Genomic DNA, 21645 nt, shown 5'->3' on the forward strand with positions numbered 1-21645 from the left:
ACCATGAAGCTGAACCGACATAACCTCCACCACCTGGCCCCCGAAGTGCGGGTGCCGGCCTACGCTCCCGCCGAGACCCGGCAAGGCATGGTGCATATCGGCGTGGGCGGTTTCCACCGCGCCCATCAGGCCTATTACACCGATGCCCTGATGAACAGCGGCGAGGGCCTGGACTGGAGCATCTGCGGGGTCGGCCTGCGCGCCGAAGACCGCCGCGCCCGCGACGACCTGGCCGGCCAGGACTACCTGTTCACCCTGTTCGAGCTGGGCGACAGCGACGCCAGCGAAGTGCGAGTGATCGGCGCCATCAGCGAGATGCTGCTGGCCGAGGACGGCGCCCAGGCGCTGATCGACAAGCTGGCCGACCCGCGGATCCGCATCGTCTCGCTGACCATCACCGAGGGTGGCTACTGCATCGACGACAGCAGCGGTGAATTCATGGCCCATCTGCCGCAGATCCAGCACGACCTGTCACACCCGCGGCAGCCGAAGACCCTGTTCGGCTTTCTCTGCGCGGCCCTGGCCCGGCGCCGGGCGGCCGGCATTGCGGCCTTTACCCTGATGTCCTGCGATAACCTGCCGCACAACGGCGCGGTGACCCGCAAGGCGCTGCTGGCGTTCGCCGCCCTGCGCGATGCCGGCCTGCACGACTGGATCGCCGCCAACGTCAGCTTCCCCAACGCCATGGTCGACCGCATCACCCCCATGACCAGCACCGCCCACCGCCTGCAGTTGCACGACCAGCATGGCATCGACGATGCCTGGCCGGTGGTCTGCGAGCCGTTCGTGCAGTGGGTGCTGGAGGACAAGTTCGTCAGCGGCCGGCCGGCCTGGGAAAAGGTCGGCGTGCAGTTCACCGACGACGTCACGCCCTATGAGGAAATGAAGATCAAGCTGCTCAACGGCAGCCACCTGGCCCTGACTTACCTGGGCTTCCTCAAGGGCTACCGCTTTGTCCACGAGACCATGAACGACCCGTTGTTCGTGGCTTATATCCGCGCCTACATGGACCTCGACGTGACCCCGCAACTGGCGCCGGTGCCGGGCATCGACCTGGACCGCTACAAGGACACCCTGGTGGCGCGTTTCTCCAACCAGGCAATTGCCGACCAGCTGGAGCGGGTCTGCTCCGACGGCTCGTCGAAGCTGCCCAAGTTCACCGTGCCGACCATCAACGGCCTGCTCGCTGCGGGCCGCGACACCGAACGCGCGGCCCTGGTGGTCGCGGCCTGGGCCCTGTACCTCAAGGGCGTGGACGAGAACGGCGAGATCTACTCGATCCCCGACCCACGGGCCGAGTTCTGCCGCGAGCTGGTGCGCGAAGAACAACTGCTGCCCCAGCGCCTGCTGGCGGCCGAGGTTATCTTCGGTCCCGCCATCGCTCAATCGAGCGAATTTGCCGAAGCCTTCGAACGTTGCTACGCCAGCCTGCGGGACGACGGCGTGACCCGGACCCTGGAGCGGGTGTTGGCGCAGGAAAGCTGATGGTTGCCTGTAGCCTTGGCGTTACTCCAGGCAGATCGCGGATTCAGGCTTTGCGCTTGCTACGTCGGAATGCCGCCCAAACCGATCGCAGCCTCGCAGGCTCGGCAGCGGCTACACAGCCACCGCGATCCCTGTAGCCGCAACCGTCGTAAAACCGGGCACCGCGTTGTCGCTGACGCACCACCGACTACAGTGGTTTGATTTGAAATCCGTGCAGGTCCATCCATGACGACGCAACAACTATTCCTCGGCATCGACTGCGGCACCCAGGGCACCAAGGCCATCGTGCTCGACGCCGCCAGCGGTGAGGTGCTGGGACTCGGCGCCGCGCCCCACAACCTGATCAGCGGCGCCAACGGCCGCCGCGAACAGGACGTCGGCCAATGGCGCGCAGCCCTCGCCCTCGCCACCCGCCAGGCCTTGCTGGCAGCGAGGGTCAGCGGCCAGGACATCCTCGGCCTCGGTGTGTCCGGCCAGCAGCACGGCCTGGTCCTGCTCGACCCGCAAGGCCAGGTGCTGCGCCCGGCCAAGCTCTGGTGCGACACCGAATCCAGCGAACAGAACCAGCGCCTGCTGGATTACCTGGGTGGCGAACAGGGTTCCCTGGAACGCCTGGGCCTGGCGCTTGCCCCCGGCTACACGGTCTCGAAACTGCTGTGGACCCGGGAGCAGCATCCCCTGGTGTTCCAGCGCATCGCGCGGATCCTGCTGCCCCACGACTATCTGAACCATTGGCTGACCGGCCGCGCCTGCAGCGAGTACGGCGACGCCTCGGGCACCGGCTATTTCAATGTGCGCAGCCGCCAGTGGGACCTGGCGCTGCTCCGGCATATCGACCCCGACGGCCGCCTGGAAGCGGCCTTGCCCGAGCTGATCGAAGCACACCAGCCCGTAGGCACACTGCTGCCGGAGATCGCCCGGCACCTGGGCCTCAACCCGCGGGCGCTGGTGTCCAGCGGCGGTGGCGACAACATGCTGGGCGCTATCGGCACCGGCACCATCCAGCCCGGCACCCTCACCATGAGCCTGGGTTCCTCCGGCACCCTGTACGCCTATGCCGATCGGCCCCGGGTCAGCGCGGACCCTGGGGTGGCGACCTTCTGTTCCTCCAGCGGCGGCTGGCTGCCGCTGATCTGCACCATGAACCTGACCAACGCTACCGGCGCGGTGCGCGAGCTGTTCGCGCTGGACCTCGACGGCTTCAACCGACAGGTGGCCCAGGCGCCCATCGGGGCCGAGGGTGTGTGCATGCTGCCGTTCCTCAACGGCGAGCGGGTCCCCGCCCTGCCCCACGCCAGCGGCAGCCTGCTGGGGCTGACCCCGGACAACCTGACCCCGGCCAACCTGTGCCGGGCGGCGGTCGAAGGCACCACCTTCGGCCTGCGCCATGGCCTCGACCTGCTGCGCCGCAACGGCCTGCAGAGCCAAAGCATCCGCCTGATCGGCGGCGGCTCGAAAAGCCCGCTGTGGCGGCAGATGGTCGCCGATATCATGCACACCCCAGTGGTCTGCACCGAGCAGAGCGAAGCGGCGGCCCTGGGCGCGGCCATCCAGGCGGCCTGGTGTCGCTACCAGGACAGCAACCGGGACAGCGACCCCGCGCAAAGCCTGGCGCAACTGTGCCAACGCTGCGTGAAGCTCGATGCAAGCAGCGAAACCTGGCCGGTCGCGGCCAATGTGGCGGCCTACCAGCAGGCCTACGAACGTTACCAACAGCACGTGGCAACCCTTTTGAAGAGCGAGTGACTATGTATCTGGTCTGCGGTGAAGCACTGTTCGATTTTTTCAGCGAAGACGATGCCGGCGGGCGGGCATCGCGGGTGGACTTCCAGGCGCTTGCCGGCGGCTCGCCGTTCAATGTCGCGGTGGGCCTGCGCCGCCTGGGCGTCGATGCGGCGCTGTTCGCCGGGCTGTCCACCGACTACCTCGGCCGGCGCCTGCTGCAGGTGCTGCGCGACGAAGGCGTGCGCCAGCACTACCTGCTGGACGTCCAGGCCCCGACCACCCTGGCGATGGTCGCGCTCGGCGCCAACGGCGTGCCGCACTACAGCTTTCGCGGCGAAGGCTGCGCCGACCGCCAGTTGCAGTTGGCCGACCTGCCTGAACTGGACAGCCGGGTGCGCGGCCTGCACCTCGGTTCGTTTTCCCTGGTGGTGCAGCCGGTCGGCGACACCCTGCTGGCCCTGGCGCGCCGCGAACGGGGCAAGCGCCTGATCAGCCTCGACCCCAATGTGCGCCTCAACCCGGCGCCGGACATCGAGCTGTGGCGCCGACGCATCGACACCCTGGTCAGGCTGGCCGACCTGATCAAGGTCAGCGACGAGGACCTGCACCTGCTCTACCCCGACCAGGACCCGCGGCACGTGATCGAGGGGTGGTTGCAGCATCATTGCCAGCTGGTGTTCCTGACCCGCGGCGCAGAGGGCGCGGAGGTGTTCAGCAAGGCACATGGCCACTGGTCGGCGCCGGCCATGCCGATTAAGATGGCCGACACCGTGGGGGCCGGCGACACCTTCCAGGCCGCCTTGATCGCCTGGTTGACCGAACGGCAGCTGGATTCGCTGGAGGCTGTTGCGCGGTTGAACCGGGAACAGATCGACCAGATGCTCAGGTTCGCCATCCGCGCCGCGGCGCTGACCTGCAGCAAGACCGGACCGGACCTGCCCTATCGTCACCAATTGAATTGATTGATCGCGGGGGCGCAGTGCCTGCGCCCCGCATCGACCCGAACAGAGCCTGCCTTTTGATCCGTTCCGCCTACATCGCTGTGTTGCTCCCCTTCCTCCTCACCGGCTGCGCGACCTCGCCGCCCGCCAATCCCAACGACATCTGCGAGATCTTTCGCGAGAAGAGCGACTGGTACAAAGCCGCCAAGGCCACCGAAGAGAAATGGGGCGTGCCGATCCAGGTGCCGCTGTCGATCATCTACCAGGAATCGAGCTTCAAGCAGGACGCCTTGCCGCCGCGCAAATACCTGCTGTGGGTCATTCCCTGGGGCCGAGTGAGCACGGCGGCGGGCTATCCGCAGGCCAAGGACGAGGTCTGGGGCGACTACCAGAGCAAGGGTGACAACTACTGGGCCAGCCGCACCGACTTCGCCGACGCCACGGATTTTATCGGCTGGTACATGGACCAGACCTGGCGGGTCAACGGCGTGACCAAGCAGGACGCCTATCGCCAGTACCTGAACTACCACGAAGGCTGGGGCGGCTACCGCCGCCAGACCTACGCGGCCAAGCCGTGGCTGCAGACCGTGGCGGGGAAAGTGCAAAGCCGCTCCAACCTCTACGGCCGGCAATACGCCGGCTGCAAGGAAGAACTGAACCGAGGGTTCTGGAGCCGGTTCTGGGATTGGTTGTAACGGCCTGACAAGCGTCGTTCCAGACGGATCGCGGATGCAGGCTTTGCGATTGCTGCGCAATCGATCGCAGCCTCGCAAGCTCGGCAGCGGCTACACAGAGACCGCGATCCCTGTAGCCGCTGCCGAAGGCTGCGATCGGCGGCGCAGCCTTCGCAAAACCTGCTGACGCGTCATTCCAGGCAGATCGCGGATTCAGGTTCTGGCCGTCAGAACACCGAGAAGTTGTAGCTGACGATCAGCCGCGTTTCGTCCATGTCCCGGGCGAATTTCTCGTAGTTGCTGCGGTAGGTGGCGTTACGCAGGCGCAGGCTGACGTCCTTGAAGGTGCCGCTCTGCACCACGTACTTGAGTTCGCTGTCGCGTTCCCATTCGCGGCCTTCCTGGTCGCTGCCCGGGACCTTGATATGGTCGCCGCTGATGTAACGGGTCAGGAAGCTCAGGCCGTTGAGGCCGATGGCCTTGAAGTCGTAGTCGTAACGCAGCTGCCAGGAACGCTCCTGGGCGGCGGCGAAATCGTTGACCTGCGCATAGTTGACCAGGTACGGGTTGGTGCCATCGAGGTACGGCATCGAGTTGTCGCCGTTCATGCGCTGCCAGCCGGCGCTGAAGGTATGACCGTCGATGGCGTAACCGAGCATGCCGCTCAGGGCGCGGTTATCGATGGAGCCCGCGCGCTCGGCGCCGCTGTCGGCACTCTTGAGCAGGCGCAGGTCGGCCTTCAGCACACCGTTGCCCAGCGGCTGGTTGCCCAGCAGGCCCACGAAATGCTGACGGTAGATGTCTTCGAGCTCGGCGTAGTGGTACTGGCCGGTCAGGCGGTCGTTGAACTTGTAGTCGATGCCGTACATGTCGAAATGGTCGGCGGTGACGTTGCAGGCATAACGCTTGTTCTTGCAATGCACGCGGATGTCCTGGGCGTCCGTGGAGTCCCGGGCGGTGTATTGGTCCAGGCGCGCGGCCATGAACGTCAGGTCCTTGATCTCCTTGGAGGTGAGCATGGCACCGTTGAACATGGTCGGCAGCAGGCGCCCGTCGTTGTACTTGAGCAGCGGCAGGTCCGGCAGCAGCGCGCCGTACTTGAGCACGCTCTGGGAGACCCGCACCTTGGCGGTCAGGCCCAGCTTGGCGTACTGGTCCTTGGAGCCCCGCGGGTCCTGGCCGCTGGACGGCAGCAGGCCGCTGTTGCTGCGGTCGGGGCTGGAATCGAGCTTGAGGCCGAGCATGCCCAGCGCATCGATGCCAAAACCGACGGTGCCTTCGGTGTAGCCCGATTGCAGGTTGAGAATGAAGCCCTGCGCCGCCTCTTCGCGCTTGGAGGCGCCTTGATCGTTGCTGGTGTGACCGTCGCGGAAGTCACGGTTGAAGTAGATGGTGCGCGACTCCAGCTTGGCGCTGCTGTCTTCGAAAAAGCCCGCAGCCTGGACCTGGGCGGTAAAACCCGCGCACAGGCAAAGGGCACCGAGGCCCAGGGGACGGTAGGAGTGCAGCAAAGGGAAAGGGGGACGCATGAAAAGCTCCAGCAGTGCATCGGTAACGCGGGTGAAAGAAAGCAATAGCAATCCATCTGGCGAATCATTTCTGGCCAGGTGAATTGATAAGATCAATGTTGACCCGCAATGATGGCAGATAGCCTTAACCGCACACACCCGACTTTAGTCTGAAGCCGCTACAGCCTTTGCCCTGCCGCGCCCTCCTCTGGCTGTCCTTGCGCCCTGCCGGGAAGCAATCATTTCCGACACTTTCCCCATCGGCGGCGCGCTGTTGACCGGGCAGCGATTGGCCGGCGCTCTAGACGTCCTGTGGATCCAACCCCGTGCTTCTCGTTGGAAAAAGCAGCATTTCTTTCTTTGGCAACCCTACCGTTCGTCGGTAAATTTTAGCTGCCTGGGGTTTGTAACAAGGAATTGGCAGAACACCTTTCAAAGACGAAATTTAAATTTATCTGATTGATTTAAATGGCATTTAAACCTTGACCAGCTTTGCTCTGAACAGCATCGTCATTTATACAGCACGGCAAAACGCCAATTAACCGACTACCAAATATGGTAGTGTCAAAAAAAGAACGCGAAAAGGCCTTGCACCTATTCAGTTCTTCAAAAAGTGAGCGGAAAGCTCGCTCACCACCCCCCATCACGGACGAGGTGACAACCTTGGATGTCAGCGTTTTTGGTACCGGTCATCCAGGCCTGGTACAGGCAGCCGCCCTGGCCGACGTCGGCCACCCTGTGGCCTGTGTCGACATCGCCCCCCTTCACCCGCCTGGGTTGAGCAGCGGCTTGCCCTATCACATGCCGGGGGCGCTCTACCCATGAATATCCTGATCACCGGGGCCGCCGGATTCATCGGCGCCCATACCGTACTGCGTTTGCTCAAGGATGGGCATCAGGTCACCGGGCTGGATAACTTCAACGACTATTACGATCCGCAACTCAAGCACGACCGGGTGCGCTGGATAGAACAGCAGGTGGGACCTTTCCCCCTGTACCGCCTCGACCTGAGCGATACCGAAGCCCTCGCCCGGCTGTTCGCCCAGACCCACCCGCAGGTGGTGATCAATCTCGCAGCCCAGGCCGGGGGGCGTTATTCCCTGGAAAACCCCAAGGCCTACCTGGACAACAACCTCGGCGGTTTTCTCAACCTGCTGGAGATGTGCCGGCGCTACCCGGTCGAGCACCTGATCTACGCCTCGTCCAGCTCGGTGTACGGCGCCAACCATCAGACGCCCTGCAAGGTCGGCGACAACGTCAACCACCCGCTGTCGCTGTACGCCGCGAGCAAGAAGGCCAATGAACTGATGGCCCACAGCTACAGCCACCTGTACGACATGCCGGCCACCGGCCTGCGCTTCTTTACCGTGTACGGCCCCTGGGGTCGCCCGGACATGTCGCCGATCCTGTTCGCCAAGGCCATCAGCGAAGGCCGTCCGCTGAAGCTGTTCAACTACGGCATGCACCAGCGCGACTTCACCTACATCGACGACATAGTCGAAGCCCTGGTGCGTCTGTTGGCCAAGCCGCCGCGGCGCGATCCGCTGTGGAATCGCGAGCAGCCCGACCCGGCCAGCAGCATGGCGCCCTGGCGCCTGTTCAATATCGGCGGGCAGCGTCCGGTGGAGCTCAAGGACTACGTCGCCACCCTAGAACAGTTGCTCGGGCGCAAGGCCGAGGTCGAGTACCTGCCGTTGCAACCCGGCGATGTGCTGAACAGCTGCGCCGATGTCGGCGCCCTGGAGAACGTCACCGGCTTCGGCCCGCAGGTCCCCCTGGCCGAAGGCCTGGGACGCTTCGTCGACTGGTTCCAGAGCTACTACCGGCCGCCCTTGCCGCCACGGGCCTGAGCCGCCCAAGGTCGGCGACTGTTTAGCGGCACGAGGGGATTCGGCGGAGCGCTTGTGCGGGAATCCCTGAGCAGCCATCGGCGCCTCCCCTACAGCCAACTCCGCTAATTCCTGTAGGGCCTTACCTGGATCGGCTGTCAGGCGTAAATGCCGCTTATTACAGAGTTTTCTGAATGTTTCAGCAGGCGGAATACCACGGCCGCCTCGGCTTGAATCGACCGGCTTATTCCTGCACCATCCGCCCCCTGCTTATTCAATGGATGGATTTCACGGCATGCTGGATGCTAACGCTACCCATATTTCCCTGACGATCGAAGGCGCCTCGGTCGACCTTCAGGTCCTGAGTTTCGTCGGCCGCGAAGCCCTCAACCAACCCTTCTGCTTCGACATCGAACTGGTCAGCGCCCGCCCCGACCTCAAGCTCGAAGAGCTGCTGCACAAACCGGCTTGCCTGTCCTTTGGGGCAACCGGCAAAGGCCTGATCCACGGCCTGGTGTACCGCATCGCCCAGGGCGACTCCGGGCGCAAGCTGACCCGCTACAGCATCAGCCTGACCCCGCAGCTCAACTACCTGCGCCACAGCTTCAACCAGAAGATCTACCAGCACTTGAGCGTGCCGAAGGTCATCGCCCAGGTCCTCGAGGCCCGCGGCATCCTGGCCGACGCCTACAGCTTCCAGCTCGGCGCCGAGTATCCGGAGCGGGTCTATTGCACCCAGTACGACGAGTCCGACCTGCACTTCATCCAGCGCCTGTGCGAAGAAGAAGGCATCCATTTCCACTTCCAGCACTCGGCCAGCGGCCACAAGCTGGTGTTCGGCGACGACCAGACGGTGTTCCGCAAATTGGCGGCGGTGAACTACCAGCAGGACTCCGGCATGGCCGCCGAGCAACCGGTGATCAAGCGCTTCAACCTGCGCCTGGAGACCCGCACCAGCCGCGTCGGCCGCCGTGACTACGACTTCGAGAAACCGCGGCTGCTGCCCGAAGGCACCGCCAAGTCCGAGTTCATGCCGGACCTGGAAGACTACGACTACCCTGGCCTGTTCACCCAGAAAGCCCGGGGCAAACAACTGGCCAGCCGCGCCCTGGAACGCCACCGCAGCGATTACCAACTGGCCGAAGGCAAAGGCGACGAACCGAGCCTGGTCAGCGGCCATTTCCTGACCCTGGCCGCCCACCCGCGCAGCGAATGGAACGACCTGTGGCTGCTGCTGGAAGTGATCCACGAAGGCAAGCAACCGCAGGTGCTGGGCGAGAACATCACCAGCGACGTCACCAGTAATAAGGACGACTTCCACCAGGGCTACCGCAACCGCTTCCTCGCCACGCCCTGGGACGCCCACTACCGGCCGCCCCTGGAGCACCCCAAGCCCAAGTCCCTGGGCAGCCAGACCGCGGTGGTCACCGGGCCCAAGGGCGAAGAAATCCATTGCGACCGGTACGGGCGGATCAAGGTGCAGTTCCATTGGGACCGCGACGGCCAGGCCGACGACAACACCAGTTGCTGGGTGCGCGTGGCCAGCGGCTGGGCCGGCAAGGCCTACGGCGGCATCGCCATCCCGCGGATCGGCATGGAAGTGCTGGTGACCTTCCTCGAAGGCGACCCCGACCAGCCCCTGGTCACCGGCTGCCTGTACCACAAGGAAAACGTGGTCCCCTACGACCTGCCGGCGAACAAGACCCGCAGCACCTTCAAGACCCTGAGCAGCCCCGGCGGCAAGGGCTACAACGAACTGCGCATCGAAGACAAGAAAGGCGCCGAGCAGATCTACCTGCACGCCCAGCGCGACTGGGACGAAAACGTCGAGCACGACCAGCGCATCCGCGTCGGCAACGAACGCCACGACACGGTGGAAGCCAACACCCTGACCGAACTCAAGGCCGAAGAACACCGCATCACCCATCTGGACCGCAAAAGCGAAATCCGCGCCAACGACCACCTGACCGTGGCCGTGACCCAGCACGCCAAGATCGGCACCGCGCAGTTCGTCGAGGCCGGCCAGGAGATCCACTACAAGGCCGGGAGCAAGGCCGTGCTGGAAGCCGGCGCCGAACTGACCGCCAAGGCCGGCGGCAGCTTCGTCAAGCTCGACGGCGGCGTGACCATCAGCGGCGCGGAGGTGAAGATCAACTCGGGAGGTGGGCCAGGGGCAGGCTCGGGACTGAATATCCTGATGCCCGGCATGCCGCTGATTGCCGATCAGGACAGGGCGGGCGGCGTGTTGAAGAGCAAAGAAGTCAGCCGCTTTTACGAGCGGTGCAAGTTCGTTACCGGCTCCGGCACGCCAGTCGAAGGTATCAAGGCAGCCTTTATCCTGCCGAGCCTCACTGCTCCATTGATCTTCAAGAGCAACGCTGATGGTCACTCCCCACAAGTCGAGGCGGATACCGTACAAACAGCCAAGGTTCATCTTCTATGGGATGACTTTGATGTCCCGGATGGAGCAGACGATTACGAACGGAGTCGGAAGCAATGAGCAGTACACCTCCAATTGCCACGCCTGAGATCAGTAAGGCCAAGAACGCCGCGCCCCATGAGATCAAGATCAACTGTGCCCAGTTGTGGTCTCTGGCCCAAGCGCAAGCGATCAGGCGACTAAGCACTCAGCGTAACGAGTATTACCTGTTCGGCAGCAAGAAATGGATGCTGGTCGGCGATTTCAGTATCAGGGCCGCTCGTATTGCCGGCGTATACGCGTCCTTCTATCTGGAACGGGAAGACGGAGGCCAGGCAGCGTTCAAGGGCCGCTTCTACTGGATGGGGCTGGCCGCTTTTGCGAGCAAGCAGGTGATGTGCGGTCTGGACTTCACGAAGCTCGTAAATGCAGCAACGAATAACCCTTTGCTTGCTCCCGCGAAAGTACCAAATCAGGTAGGCAAGAATGGCCTTGGAAAAGGCAACTTCTGGCTGTTCCAAGACATATTCTGCTGGCACTGGTTTTACAGTAAGTTTCCAGACAGTTTCTTTTCATGCTCGGGGGCACGAAACAGCGACACGTTCGAAAAGCCGATAGCGGAGGCTGTAAAGAAACTTCCCTGGTCAGGAGAGTCACTGCCAGCCATTAATAATCTCAAGCTGACGCCCGAGATCACCTCGGCCTTTAAACTGGTCAAGGAAACGGAGGCTCTGACCGGTACGGAAAGAGCTGAAAAACAATATAAATCATTGATTGCAATTGCCAATCACGAGCAACTCAACATATTGCAAAAACTGATTTACAACGACTGGTCCTTCCAAAGAACGCTCGACGCTCAAAAACTGGCAGAAGGTGCTCCACTGGTGCCTCTGCGTTCAGCGGCATTCTCTACTCAATGCGATCTTGACGATCCTGAACTAAGAGAACAAATGCACGATGGCGACCTGTATAACGCTCAACAGCGAATGGACTTCATCGTGAAAATCGCAGACAAATACCACAAGCTCATGTTGAAGAAAAAAAGCTACATGGAAGGTCAAATCGCTGCGATTGCCAGTTGGAAGAATAGAGAATGAGAAGACTCTGGTTACTGTGCTTTATCTTTCTCGTCGGTTGTGACGATTCCCCTAGTGAAGGTACGCTCAAAGTGAAAAGCGAAGTCAAGAATATAGGTGTTCAGCTGGGGTCACCTGTTGAAGACTTACTTAAACAAAGCCCTGTCAAGTTCAGCTCCGATTGCCTGGCTGCCGCCAACATGTGCTGGCATGAAATCAATCAGGGCAGAAATGACCAGGAGCTTTTGAACGTAACCATTACTCAGCCAAAGAGCAGCCTCGAACTGGACCAGGTCGCCTCCCTGGCCATCGTGGCCGACGATGACGTTTCCAAGGACATCGAAGAGGTTGAGATTACGCTTCGCGGCCTTCCAGACAACAGCACGCACGAAGACAACAGGACACTCGTCTACAGCCTCATCGACAAGCTGAAAGCCGCGGGATGGCATAAGTACTACTTCCCTTCCGACCCGCGAATCCCCGGTTCCGAACTGGATAAGTTCGACTGGAAGGAATCGGTATTCGGGCGCAGTCCTTTGAGCCATCCGCTCTTCGATCCAGACAGGGCAATGAGCCTCGAGCAATGGACAGGGTCAGGCATGTTCTATGACTGGTATCTGTACAGTGGCGACTACCTGGCTCACATCAAGGTCCTACGAAACTCGTCAGTGGCCTCGACGGAGACAGGAACTTATTTGATCAAGATCGAATTCACCTCTTTCAATACCTTCTGGCAAAACAGCTTCGAAGAGGAAGAGCGCCCTGGCTGGAAAAAACTGTTCCCTGAACATCTGAAGGCTCTTCTAGAGCTCAGGTCGCAAGCCGAGTCCAAGGCCAGAGCCGCGGGCGTGGAAGTTGACGAGAATTATCAACCTCCGGCCATGGAGCGGGCTGATTGAGATAACAGAGATAAATAGCACTAGAACCTGGTAGCCCCAAGTGGCGACTTGCCGTGATGTCAGATCGTTTGCTCCTGCTTAATCTTCGATTAATTCCCCCGCCCAAAACTGTACGGGACCGCGCAGCGCAGAATTCTCTGCGCCCTGCACGGCCCCCTCGAATGCTGCCTTGCATCGAGTGGACTGATCGGAAAAGTCTCACGAACATGCGTATTTTGCTGGTCGGGCCCCTGGCGTTTATCGGGGTCGTGGGTGTAGCGCAAGCGGACAACGCCCAGGTGCAACCCGTGCCTTATCACTACGGCATGCCGCTGAACGTGGCCAAGGTGCTGTCGATGAGCGAGCCGGCGACGCCGGAGTGCAAGGTGATTACCGCGGACATGACCTTTATCGACAAGGCGGGCAAGCTCGAAGCCATCAGTTATCGCAAGTTGTCGGATGCCTGTAGCTATCAGAACTGAGTCGCTTCCCTGCCCTGCGGCGCGGGTTCGTCCCGCGCCACTTTTTTCTGCTCGTCAGTGTCGATGGAGTCAAGGGTGCCGTTGGGAGCGAGTCAAGACGGCCGCCCAATGAGCCCTGGTTTCAGGGGGGGCTGGCCTTTCTTGGGGGAGGCAATTCTCAGAAGTAAAAGATACATCACACCCGAAGCGCAAAGCCCTTATGAAGCTGCGGTACTGCAAGGTGATATCTACTCCATGATCACACTGGCGGCAGCAGGCTTTGATCTTGAAAAAACTGAGCAAGCAAAAGCCAGGCGAGTAAATATGATGCATCAGTGTTCGCTGAGGGCAGAGGCTTGAACATGAAAAGAAGGCAATGTTTCATTACTGAGAATCAGTATAAAGACACCTTGACCTACTTTACGGAAGAAGAAAGTTACTGGCAGAGCCACGCCATGGAAGCTGACTCGCCTGAGCAGGAGAATGCACTCAAGGCACGGTGTATTCTGCGTTCAACTCTGGCCGCCATGATTATTCAGTACACCGCCGGCGAAGCCATCGACTCCCTCAGACCACAACTGGAGAAGGTGATCAGCAGTTATGAGCATTATCAATCGACGTTGGCAACCTATGAAAACATCGCAAACATTTCGCCTCTGAACATCGAAGACTATCCCTATCAATTCGAAGAGTTCGCCCAAATTGTCAGCTTGTGCATATTGCTGCACAGAAATGACTTGCTACCCCGCTTTGTCAGACTTTTTGATCAGGCTGGCTATGCCGGCGAAGATACTCTTTACGAAGATCTGCTTCGTCCCTGCCTTCCTGAGCGTCATGATGTCGATGAGTGGTATCACGCGGTCTATACCCCTCTGATTCGAGCAATTTACAGCGAAAATAAAAGCGAAGCTTCACAACTGTTGAAACAGTACTGCAATGAGTGGTACCCCGCGTTTGAACAGGCCCCGTGGCATGACAGTCATCTTGATGGAGAAGAAGGTAGCTACTTTGGCTATTGGGCATTTGAAGCTGCTGCCGTTGCTTTTCTATATGGGATCGATGATCGCGAAGTCGAGCATATGGTCTATCCAAGGGATTTGGTTGAATACGCTAGAAACTACAAGGAGCAACCTGGAGGGCTCGTAGGGCGTATCGGATCCAGCAAGCCCAGCAGTCCCCTGCCTTAAAGCTTTCGCGGCTGAATACTCAATGCACGACTCCAGCTCGTCGGCCGTTTCCCTTCCGGGCAGATACTTAGCCCCCTACTTAATCCCCGATTAATCCCCCCGTCCAAAACTGTACGGGACCGCGCAGCGCAGAATCCCCTGTGCCCTCCGCGGCACGCTCGAATGCTGTTTTGTATCGAACGGACTGATCGGAGAACCCTCATGAACCTACGTATTGTGCTGGTCGGCGCCCTGGTTTTCACGGGAGCCGTGGGTGTGGCCCAGGCGGATACCCCTCAGGTGCAACCTGTGCCCTATCACTACGGCATGCCGCTGAACGTGGCCAAGGTGCTGTCGATGACCGAGCCGGCGACCTCGGAATGCAAGGTGATTACCGCGGAGATGACCTTTATCGACAAGGCGGGCAAGCTCGAAGCCATCAGTTATCGCAAGTTGTCGGATGCCTGTAGCTATCAGAACTGAGTCGCTTCCCTGCCCTGCAGCGCGGGTTCGTCCCGCGCCGCTTTTTTCTGCTCGTCAGTGTCGATGGGGTCAAGGGTGCCGTTGGGAGCGGGTCAAGACGGCCGCTCAATGAACCCTGGTTTCAGGCGGGATGGGCTGGCTTCCCGGATGGCTCGCCAGTGCACGCAACGGGTCGCGGTTTGCATGAGCGGGCGTTATCCGGTCAAACTGCCCGGCCTTTCATCCTGACGGTTCCTCCCTTTATGGCCGGAGTCGTCGATCAACCCGCAAGGAGGCCTTATGCGCTTTTTTCCTGTTGCCACCGCCGTCGCTGCACTGTTGAGCAGTGTTTCCACCCTGAGCCACGCGGCCAAGCTCGAAGACGTGGCCCCCTACCCCAAGGCTGAAGACGGTTTTGTGCGCCAGGTGATTCATCTGCCCAAGCAGGCCAAGGAAGAGGACTTCAAGGTCGAGATCCTGGCCGGCAAGACCCTGACCGTCGACTGCAACCGCCAGCGCCTGGGCGGCACCCTGGAAGAGAAGAACCTGGAAGGCTGGGGTTACTCCTACTATCGCCTGGACCAGGTCAGCGGACCGATGAGCACCCTGATGGCGTGCCCGGGCGGCACTAGCAAGCAAGCCTTCGTGCCGGTGGTCGGCGACGGTTTTGTGCTGCGCTACAACAGCAAGCTGCCGATCGTGATTTATGCGCCCAAGGAGGTCGAAGTGCGTTATCGCCTGTGGTCGGCCTCGAACAAGGTCGAGAAGGCCCGCGCGGAATAATTCTGCCAACGCATTATTCCTGGCAGATCGCGAATTCAGTTTTTACGGGTGCTTCGTCGGAGTGCCGCCCAAACCGATCGCAGCCTCGCAGGCTCGGCAGCGGCTACAAGGGCAGCGCAGTTCCTGTAGCCGCTGCCGAAGGCTGCGATCGACGGCGCAGCCGGCGCAAAACCTGCCAACGCGGTTATCCAGAAAACCCGCTCACGCCGGTACGCCGGCCCCCAGGGCCGCCCTCTCAGCCACTTCGCCCAGGCGCTCGAAGTTGATATTGGCCCCGGAGTCGATGGCCACCAGGGTTTCGCCCTGCACGCCATTCCGGGCCACGTACTGCTTGATCCCGGCCACCGCCAGCGCTCCCGAGGGCTCGGTGATGGAGCGGGTGTCGTCGTAGATATCCTTCATCGCGCAGCAGAGTTCGTCGTTGCTGACGCTGATCACCTCGTCCACCAGTACCCGGCACAGCTCGAAGCAGTAGGCGCCGACTTGCGCCACGGCGACGCCGTCGGCGAAGGTGCCGACGCTGGGCAGCACCACCCGTTCCCCCGCCCGCAACGCCTGCTGCAGACAATTGGAGTGTTCGGACTCGACACCGACGATGCGCACCTCCGGCCGCAGGTATTTCACATAAGCCGCGATGCCGGCGATCAACCCACCGCCGCCCACCGGCACGAAGATCGCGTCCAGGCGCCCCGGATGCTGGCGCAGGATTTCCATGCCCACCGTACCCTGCCCGGCGATCACGTCCGGGTCGTCGAAGGGCGAAACGAAGGTCTGCCCGCTGCGTTCGGCCAGTTGCAGGGCGTGGGCCAGGGCAAAGGGAAAACTCTCGCCGTGCAGCACCGCCTGGGCGCCACGGCTGCTGACGCCCTGCACTTTCAGCTGCGGCGTGGTGCAGGGCATGACGATGGTCGCCTCGATCCCCAGTTCTCGCGCCGCCAGGGCCACGCCCTGGGCATGGTTGCCGGCGGACGCGGTGATCACCCCGCGACGCTTTTGCTCGTCGCTCAGTTGCGCCAGCCTGTTGTAGGCACCGCGGATCTTGAAGGAAAAGGTCGGTTGCAGGTCCTCGCGCTTGAGCAGCACCTGGTTGCCCAGCGTCGCCGACAGGCTCGGCGCCGGTTGCAGCGGCGTACGCACCGCCAGGTCGTAGACCGGCGCCGCGAGAATCTTCTTCACGTAGCGCTCAAGCAGTTCCAGTTGCGTAGCGGGCTCGGCGGGATGGTTCATGGACGTCTCCTGGCTGTGTCGAAACCCCGGAGACAGAAAGAAAAAACCCGCCTCTAGGGCGGGTTGGGTGCAGTCGTCAGCAAGCCCGCCAATTCGGAATGGCGGTAATAATGCTTGGCTGGGAACGGAATGCGAAAAGGGTCATGGCGGAGAAATTACCTGGCGCGCGGCCGGCAAGTCAATGGTTGCTTCCGGGAAAACCAGGGGGACGATCACTTGCCGCTAAATATACGAAGCATATATGATTCGTATATTTTTAGGAGCATAAACCCCATGGGCATCGTCAAGATTTCAGATCAGCTGCATGAACAGATCCGCGTCGCCAGCGCCGAAATGGATCGCTCCATCAACGCCCAGGCCGAGTTCTGGATCAAGATCGGCCTCTTGGCCGAGCTCAATCCGCACCTGGCCTACAACGACCTGATCAACAAACTGCTGCTGAACAAGAGCGACCTGATCCGGGGCCGCAGCGAATGACCCAGGCCCTGATCAAGACCCCGCCCCAACTGAACCTGATGCGCGAGTCCGGGCGCCTGCTGGCGGCGGTCTTCAGCTTTCTCGACGATCTGGTCGCCCCCGGTCTGTCGACCATGGCCCTGGACACCGCGGTCGAGCGCTATATTCGCCACGACCTGGGGGCCCGCCCGGCCAGCAAGGGCCAGTACGGCTACCCCTACTCGATCAACACCTCAATCAACGAAGTGGTGTGCCATGGCATGCCCCACGAACAAGCGATTCTCAAGGACGGCGACATCGTCAATATCGACATCACCCTGGAGAAGAACGGCTTTATCGCCGACGCCAGCAAGATGTACCTGGTGGGCAATGTCAGCCCCAAGGCCCAGCATCTGGTCAGCACCACCTTCGAGGCGATGTGGGAAGGCATCAAGGTGGTCCGCCCCGGCGCGCGCCTGGGCGATATCGGCCACGCCATCCAGAAACACGCCGAAACCCGGGGCTACAGCGTGGTACGCGAGTATTGCGGCCACGGCATCGGCCGACAGATGCACGAAGAGCCGCAGGTCCTGCATTTCGGCCGCCCCGGTACCGGCCTGGAGCTGCGCGAAGGCATGGTGTTCACCATCGAACCGATGCTCAACCAGGGCAGCCCCCGGGTGCGCGGCCTGAAGGACGGCTGGACCGTGGTCACCCGCGACAATCGCCTGTCGGCGCAGTGGGAACACACGGTGGCCGTGACCCGCGACGGTTACGAAGTCCTGACCCTGCAACCGGTCTGAAACCTCAGGCGCACTTGCCGCTGCCGGCCAGGCGCCTGAGCCCCAGCAGCATCCCCCCTGCCCCCAGCAGCATCGCCACGAGGAACAGCGGGTAGGCGATCCACCATGGCGTGCCGGCGGTCATCATGCTGAATTCGGACATGCCGCCGATGCTGGCGATCAGGTTCAGCGGCAGGAACACCACGTTGATCAGGGTCAGCTTGCGCAGCAGGCTGTTCATGTTGTTGTTCATCAGGTTGCCGCGGGCGTCGATCAGCCCGGAAAACACCGTGGAATAGATCTCCGCCTGCTTATAGCACTGGTTGTTCTCGATGATCAGGTCGTCGATCAGGCCGATGGCCTCGGCGCTGAAATGCTCCTTCTCGGCGTGATTGCGCAACCGGGTCAGCACCGCGCCGTTGCTGTGAATGGCGTTGATGTAATAGATCAGGCTTTCGCTGAGGTTGAACATCTGGATCAGGTGGCGGTTTTCCATGGAGTCGTTGAATTGCTGCTGCAACTCCCGGGCAACCATCTTGATCACCTTCAGGTGCCCCAGGTAGTGATGGAGGTTGTTGGCCAGCAGCTCCAGCAACACATCCTGCGGGCTGTGCAGCGCCTGGCGCGCCCCCAGGCCGCTGAGCTGACTGTCGTCATGGGCAATCACCAGCAGCCGCTGCGGGGAAAACAGCAGGCCGCAGGACGACACCGCGAACGACAGGCTGGCACCGCCGGAGTAATTCTCCGGGCGCTTCCAGATCAGGAACAGGTTGTCCGGATGAAACTCGATGCGCGACACCTCGTCCGGGTCCAGGGCCGAAGCCAGGGCGTGTTCGTCGAGCTTGAAGTCGCTGCGCAGCAGATCGCGCTCGGCCAGGTCCGGGTTGCTGAACAGCATCACCTCGGCGTCCAGGCGCTCCACCGGCAGCAAGCGGCCCTGGGTCAACTGATAGCTCTGGATCATCGGCCGTTCACCAGGCCTGGCCGCGGCGCTTGAGTTCCAGGCGGCGGACGAACTCCTCCAGCACCAGGGAATACAGATCGTCCCGCAGGTAGGCGTCTTCGATGCCGGCATCCAGGTTGGGGTTGTCGTTGACTTCGATCACCACCACCTGGTCGCCGGACTGTTTCAGGTCGACGCCATACAGGCCATCGCCGATCAGGTTGGCGGTCTTCACCGCCAGCTCCACCACCGCCCGTGGCGCCTCGTGGATCGGCAGGGTGCGGCATTCGCCGTTGATGTCCTGGCCCTTGGCCTTGTGGTTGTAGATCTGCCAATGCCCCTTGGACATGAAGTACTGGCAGGCGTAGATCGGCTTGCGGTTGAGCACGCCGATGCGCCAGTCGTACTCGGTGTAGAAAAACTCCTGGGCCAGCAGCAACACCGAATGCTCGAACAGCTCGGCGGTGGCCTCCAGCAGCGCCTGCTGGCTCTCGACCTTGATCACCCCGCGGGAGAAACAGCCGTCGGGAATCTTCAGCACCAGCGGGAACCCCAGGCGCTCGCCGACCCGTTCGAAGTCTTCCGGTCGCTCCTTGTAGAGAATCTCGGTGGCGGGCATGCCCAGCTGGTGGCTTTTCAGCAGGTCGGTGAGGTAGACCTTGTTGGTGCAGCGCAGGATCGAGGTGGGGTCGTCCATCACCACCAGGCCTTCGCTTTCGGCCTTCTTGGCAAAGCGGTAGGTGTGGTTGTCGAGGCTGGTGGTCTCACGGATCAGCAAGGCGTCGTACTCGGCGATGCGTGGGTAATCCTTTTTCTCGATCAGCTCGACGTCGATGCCCAGCCCCTTGCCGACCCGGACAAAATGTTCCAGGGCGCGGGCGTTGGACGGTGGCAACGCCTCCTGCGGGTCATGGAGGATTGCCAGGTCATAGCGGGCCAGTCGTTTCGATCGGGGCAGGCGCCAGATCTTGCGGCTGAAACTGTCCAGCGAGTGGGCGAATTGATCTTCCTGATCTTCGCGCAACTTATGCAGCGCACCGGACTTGACGCCTTCGATATGCCAGCCGTTAGTTCGTTTGAAGTCCACCAGTAATATCGGGCAAGGGAACACTTCAAATAATTGGCGCGCCAGTTCCTGCAAGGGTTCGATATGGGTATTGCCGAAATACAGGGTCAGGGTAAAACCTTCGGTATCGCGGTAAAAATGATTACTCAGGGCCTTTTCCAGGGTTTTATCCAGATCGTCCAGGGCCAGGCCGTAGAGCGATTTGCGGGTCAGTTCGCTGATGGTGCGCACCGACGGAATCACCTTGTGCCCCCGCGCCTCAGCCAGTAGCGAGCAGTAGTAGCCATGCCCCAGGTACTTGTAGCTGCGACACAGGTTGATCACCTGGACCCGCTTGCCGGAGCGGGTCTCACGGCTCTGCTCCAGGTATTCCTGGGCGCTGAGGATATCCTCGCTGGGGAAATAAGAGGCCCAATCTTCCTTGCGTTCGACAATAATCACCACCTGACTGGAGGTTTCCCCCAGTGCAGAAAAATAAGTGGCTGGAGTTATTGTCGCCGGCAAACTTTGCTCCGATACTTCACGCCAATGACCTTGTACCGCTGACATAGTGTTTGATCCGCTGAAAGAACAAGACCATTTCTATTAAGCACGAACTTTTTTAAAAGTCTCGTTTCGTTACGCAACTTTTACGGCGGTTATATGGACCTGGTCTTTCGCATTGCCACTGCTACGGACTTGCCTGCGTTAGTGCGGCTGGAACAGCAGTGTTTCACCACCGATCGCCTGACGGCGCGCAGCTTCCAGTGGATGGTCAGCCGCGCCCACGCGCAGTTGATCGTCGCCGAACAGGCGGGGCATCTGCTGGGTTACGCCCTGGTGCTGTTCCATCGCGGCACCTCCCTGGCGCGCCTGTACTCGATCGCCACCGCGGTCGAGGCCCGAGGGCTGGGCCTGGGCAAACGCCTGCTGGAACGGATCGAGGCCTGTGCCCGGGAGCACGACTGCGCCTATCTGCGGCTCGAGGTCCGGACCGACAACCCGACGGCCATCGCCCTGTACGAGCGCAGCGGGTACCGGCGCTTCGCCGTGCTGCACGACTACTACGAGGATCACGCCGATGCCCTGCGCCTGGAAAAGCGCATCCTGCAGCATCGCGAGACCCGCAATGTCCGCGTGCCCTATTACCAGCAGACCACTGACTTCACCTGCGGCCCGGCCTGCCTGTTGATGGCCATGGGCGCGCTGCAACCGGCGCGGGCCCTGGAGCGGCGCGAAGAGCTGCAGATCTGGCGCGAGGCAACCACCGTGTTCATGACCTCCGGCCATGGCGGCTGCAGCCCTCAAGGCCTGGCGCTAGCCGCGTGGCGCCGGGGCTTCGGGGTCAGGTTGCAAGTCAACACCCAGGGGCCGCTGTTTCTCGGCGGGGTGCGCGACGAGCATAAAAAAGACGTCATGCGCCTAGTGCACGAGGAGTTCTGCGCTGAGCTGGATCGCAGCGAGGTGCTGCAAGTACTGGGTGGTCCCTTGGATCTGCCGGCGCTGTTGCAGGGCGGCGGCCAGCCACTGGTGCTGATCAGCAGCTACCGCCTGACCCGCTCCAAAGCCCCGCACTGGGTGATGGTCACCGACTGCGACGAGGAATTCGTCTATCTGCACGACCCCGACGTCGACCACAGCCAGCACCGCCAGCCCATGGACTGCCAGCACCTGCCGGTGAGCCACGGCGAATTCGCCAAGATGTGCCGCTTCGGCAGCGGCAAGCTGCAGGCGGCAGTGGTGCTCTACCCCGCCCAAGATATGCCCCGGACCTTGTAGGAGCGAAGCTTGCTCGCGAGAAAGTCC

Annotated in this window: 19 protein-coding genes and 1 pseudogene; 16 read left to right on the forward strand and 4 right to left on the reverse strand. The window is 61.5% G+C overall.

Annotated elements, in window-relative coordinates; genetic code table 11:
• Positions 1-3 precede the first annotated feature (3 nt).
• The 4 genes from ACQKQA_RS04765 to ACQKQA_RS04780 all read left to right on the forward strand — a co-directional run bounded on the left by ACQKQA_RS04765 (position 4) and on the right by ACQKQA_RS04780 (position 4846).
• Entirely contained in the window at positions 4-1485 is a 1482-nt protein-coding gene (locus ACQKQA_RS04765; protein ID WP_427554046.1) for a mannitol dehydrogenase family protein, read from the forward strand.
• A 225-nt stretch (positions 1486-1710) separates the two neighbouring features.
• On the forward strand, positions 1711-3231 hold the full coding sequence (gene xylB / locus ACQKQA_RS04770; protein WP_427554048.1) for a xylulokinase: 1521 nt from the start codon (positions 1711-1713) through the stop codon (positions 3229-3231).
• A gap of 2 nt (positions 3232-3233) precedes the next feature.
• Complete coding sequence (locus tag ACQKQA_RS04775) at positions 3234-4172, forward strand: carbohydrate kinase family protein (RefSeq protein WP_427554107.1); 939 nt, start codon at positions 3234-3236, stop codon at positions 4170-4172.
• Positions 4173-4228: 56 nt separating this feature from the next.
• The gene (locus ACQKQA_RS04780) at positions 4229-4846 is read left to right on the forward strand and encodes a hypothetical protein (RefSeq protein ID WP_427554050.1); all 618 of its coding nucleotides are present in this window, start codon (positions 4229-4231) and stop codon (positions 4844-4846) included.
• A 206-nt stretch (positions 4847-5052) separates the two neighbouring features.
• Here the strand turns inward: ACQKQA_RS04780 and ACQKQA_RS04785 are convergent, their stop codons facing one another.
• Positions 5053-6354, reverse strand: a complete 1302-nt coding sequence (locus ACQKQA_RS04785) for an OprD family porin (protein WP_427554052.1) — start codon at positions 6352-6354, stop codon at positions 5053-5055.
• A gap of 800 nt (positions 6355-7154) precedes the next feature.
• On the opposite strand from ACQKQA_RS04785, the gene ACQKQA_RS04790 reads away from it, so the two are divergent.
• From ACQKQA_RS04790 to eco, 9 genes are all read left to right on the forward strand, one after another.
• Positions 7155-8183 (forward strand): NAD-dependent epimerase, encoded by a 1029-nt coding sequence (locus ACQKQA_RS04790; RefSeq protein ID WP_427554054.1) that lies wholly within the window; start codon positions 7155-7157, stop codon positions 8181-8183.
• Between the two features lie 274 nt (positions 8184-8457).
• Complete coding sequence (locus ACQKQA_RS04795; protein ID WP_427554056.1) at positions 8458-10662, forward strand: type VI secretion system tip protein VgrG; 2205 nt, start codon at positions 8458-8460, stop codon at positions 10660-10662.
• On the forward strand, positions 10659-11678 hold the full coding sequence (locus ACQKQA_RS04800; protein ID WP_427554058.1) for a DUF2515 family protein: 1020 nt from the start codon (positions 10659-10661) through the stop codon (positions 11676-11678). Before ACQKQA_RS04795 ends, ACQKQA_RS04800 begins: the two co-directional genes overlap by 4 nt.
• 71 nt (positions 11679-11749) lie before the next feature.
• Complete coding sequence (locus tag ACQKQA_RS04805) at positions 11750-12556, forward strand: hypothetical protein (protein WP_427554060.1); 807 nt, start codon at positions 11750-11752, stop codon at positions 12554-12556.
• Positions 12557-12762: 206 nt separating this feature from the next.
• Positions 12763-13017 carry a DUF2790 domain-containing protein gene (locus ACQKQA_RS04810; protein WP_427554062.1) on the forward strand — a complete coding sequence of 85 codons (255 nt, stop codon included), beginning with the start codon at positions 12763-12765 and terminating at the stop codon, positions 13015-13017.
• A 108-nt stretch (positions 13018-13125) separates the two neighbouring features.
• Positions 13126-13356: a hypothetical protein gene (locus ACQKQA_RS04815; protein WP_427554064.1), complete on the forward strand. Its 231-nt coding sequence runs from the start codon at positions 13126-13128 to the stop codon at positions 13354-13356.
• Between the two features lie 2 nt (positions 13357-13358).
• The gene (locus ACQKQA_RS04820; protein ID WP_427554066.1) at positions 13359-14183 is read left to right on the forward strand and encodes a PoNe immunity protein domain-containing protein; all 825 of its coding nucleotides are present in this window, start codon (positions 13359-13361) and stop codon (positions 14181-14183) included.
• A gap of 201 nt (positions 14184-14384) precedes the next feature.
• Positions 14385-14645, forward strand: a complete 261-nt coding sequence (locus tag ACQKQA_RS04825; protein ID WP_427554068.1) for a DUF2790 domain-containing protein — start codon at positions 14385-14387, stop codon at positions 14643-14645.
• Positions 14646-14924: 279 nt separating this feature from the next.
• Positions 14925-15407, forward strand: a complete 483-nt coding sequence (gene eco / locus ACQKQA_RS04830; protein ID WP_427554070.1) for a serine protease inhibitor ecotin — start codon at positions 14925-14927, stop codon at positions 15405-15407.
• A 219-nt stretch (positions 15408-15626) separates the two neighbouring features.
• Here eco and ilvA read toward each other — a convergent pair.
• Positions 15627-16634 (reverse strand): annotated as a pseudogene (gene ilvA / locus ACQKQA_RS04835) (threonine ammonia-lyase, biosynthetic); the annotation flags it as partial.
• A gap of 273 nt (positions 16635-16907) precedes the next feature.
• Between ilvA and ACQKQA_RS04840 the strand changes: the two are divergent.
• Together ACQKQA_RS04840 and map are read left to right on the forward strand one after the other, a co-directional pair.
• Positions 16908-17111, forward strand: a complete 204-nt coding sequence (locus ACQKQA_RS04840) for a ParD-like family protein (protein ID WP_427554072.1) — start codon at positions 16908-16910, stop codon at positions 17109-17111.
• Entirely contained in the window at positions 17108-17872 is a 765-nt protein-coding gene (gene map, locus ACQKQA_RS04845; protein ID WP_427554074.1) for a type I methionyl aminopeptidase, read from the forward strand. The genes ACQKQA_RS04840 and map overlap by 4 nt, the downstream gene beginning before the upstream one ends.
• A gap of 4 nt (positions 17873-17876) precedes the next feature.
• On the opposite strand, the gene ACQKQA_RS04850 is transcribed toward map, so the two are convergent.
• Entirely contained in the window at positions 17877-18815 is a 939-nt protein-coding gene (locus ACQKQA_RS04850; RefSeq protein WP_427554076.1) for a CorA family divalent cation transporter, read from the reverse strand.
• 7 nt (positions 18816-18822) lie between these two features.
• Complete coding sequence (locus tag ACQKQA_RS04855) at positions 18823-20409, reverse strand: RimK family protein (protein ID WP_427554078.1); 1587 nt, start codon at positions 20407-20409, stop codon at positions 18823-18825.
• Between the two features lie 93 nt (positions 20410-20502).
• Here ACQKQA_RS04855 and ACQKQA_RS04860 point away from each other — a divergent pair, with 93 nt between their 5' ends.
• Positions 20503-21618 (forward strand): peptidase C39 family protein, encoded by a 1116-nt coding sequence (locus ACQKQA_RS04860; RefSeq protein ID WP_427554080.1) that lies wholly within the window; start codon positions 20503-20505, stop codon positions 21616-21618.
• Positions 21619-21645: the final 27 nt, after the last annotated feature.

The sequence above is a fragment of the Pseudomonas sp. NPDC089530 genome (assembly GCF_050280705.1).
Taxonomy (GTDB): Bacteria; Pseudomonadota; Gammaproteobacteria; order Pseudomonadales; family Pseudomonadaceae; genus Aquipseudomonas.

Excerpts from the sequence above, each read along its gene's own strand:
- ACQKQA_RS04765 (WP_427554046.1), top strand. The coding sequence starts at position 4 with ATGAAGCTGAACCGACATAACCTCCACCACCTGGCCCCCGAAGTGCGG.
- xylB (WP_427554048.1), top strand. The coding sequence starts at position 1,711 with ATGACGACGCAACAACTATTCCTCGGCATCGACTGCGGCACCCAGGGC.
- ACQKQA_RS04775 (WP_427554107.1), top strand. The coding sequence starts at position 3,234 with ATGTATCTGGTCTGCGGTGAAGCACTGTTCGATTTTTTCAGCGAAGAC.
- ACQKQA_RS04785 (WP_427554052.1), bottom strand. The coding sequence starts at position 6,354 with ATGCGTCCCCCTTTCCCTTTGCTGCACTCCTACCGTCCCCTGGGCCTC.
- ACQKQA_RS04790 (WP_427554054.1), top strand. The coding sequence starts at position 7,155 with ATGAATATCCTGATCACCGGGGCCGCCGGATTCATCGGCGCCCATACC.
- ACQKQA_RS04795 (WP_427554056.1), top strand. The coding sequence starts at position 8,458 with ATGCTGGATGCTAACGCTACCCATATTTCCCTGACGATCGAAGGCGCC.
- ACQKQA_RS04800 (WP_427554058.1), top strand. The coding sequence starts at position 10,659 with ATGAGCAGTACACCTCCAATTGCCACGCCTGAGATCAGTAAGGCCAAG.
- ACQKQA_RS04810 (WP_427554062.1), top strand. The coding sequence starts at position 12,763 with ATGCGTATTTTGCTGGTCGGGCCCCTGGCGTTTATCGGGGTCGTGGGT.
- ACQKQA_RS04815 (WP_427554064.1), top strand. The coding sequence starts at position 13,126 with ATGAGCCCTGGTTTCAGGGGGGGCTGGCCTTTCTTGGGGGAGGCAATT.
- ACQKQA_RS04820 (WP_427554066.1), top strand. The coding sequence starts at position 13,359 with ATGAAAAGAAGGCAATGTTTCATTACTGAGAATCAGTATAAAGACACC.
- ACQKQA_RS04825 (WP_427554068.1), top strand. The coding sequence starts at position 14,385 with ATGAACCTACGTATTGTGCTGGTCGGCGCCCTGGTTTTCACGGGAGCC.
- eco (WP_427554070.1), top strand. The coding sequence starts at position 14,925 with ATGCGCTTTTTTCCTGTTGCCACCGCCGTCGCTGCACTGTTGAGCAGT.
- ACQKQA_RS04840 (WP_427554072.1), top strand. The coding sequence starts at position 16,908 with ATGGGCATCGTCAAGATTTCAGATCAGCTGCATGAACAGATCCGCGTC.
- map (WP_427554074.1), top strand. The coding sequence starts at position 17,108 with ATGACCCAGGCCCTGATCAAGACCCCGCCCCAACTGAACCTGATGCGC.
- ACQKQA_RS04850 (WP_427554076.1), bottom strand. The coding sequence starts at position 18,815 with ATGATCCAGAGCTATCAGTTGACCCAGGGCCGCTTGCTGCCGGTGGAG.
- ACQKQA_RS04855 (WP_427554078.1), bottom strand. The coding sequence starts at position 20,409 with ATGTCAGCGGTACAAGGTCATTGGCGTGAAGTATCGGAGCAAAGTTTG.
- ACQKQA_RS04860 (WP_427554080.1), top strand. The coding sequence starts at position 20,503 with ATGGACCTGGTCTTTCGCATTGCCACTGCTACGGACTTGCCTGCGTTA.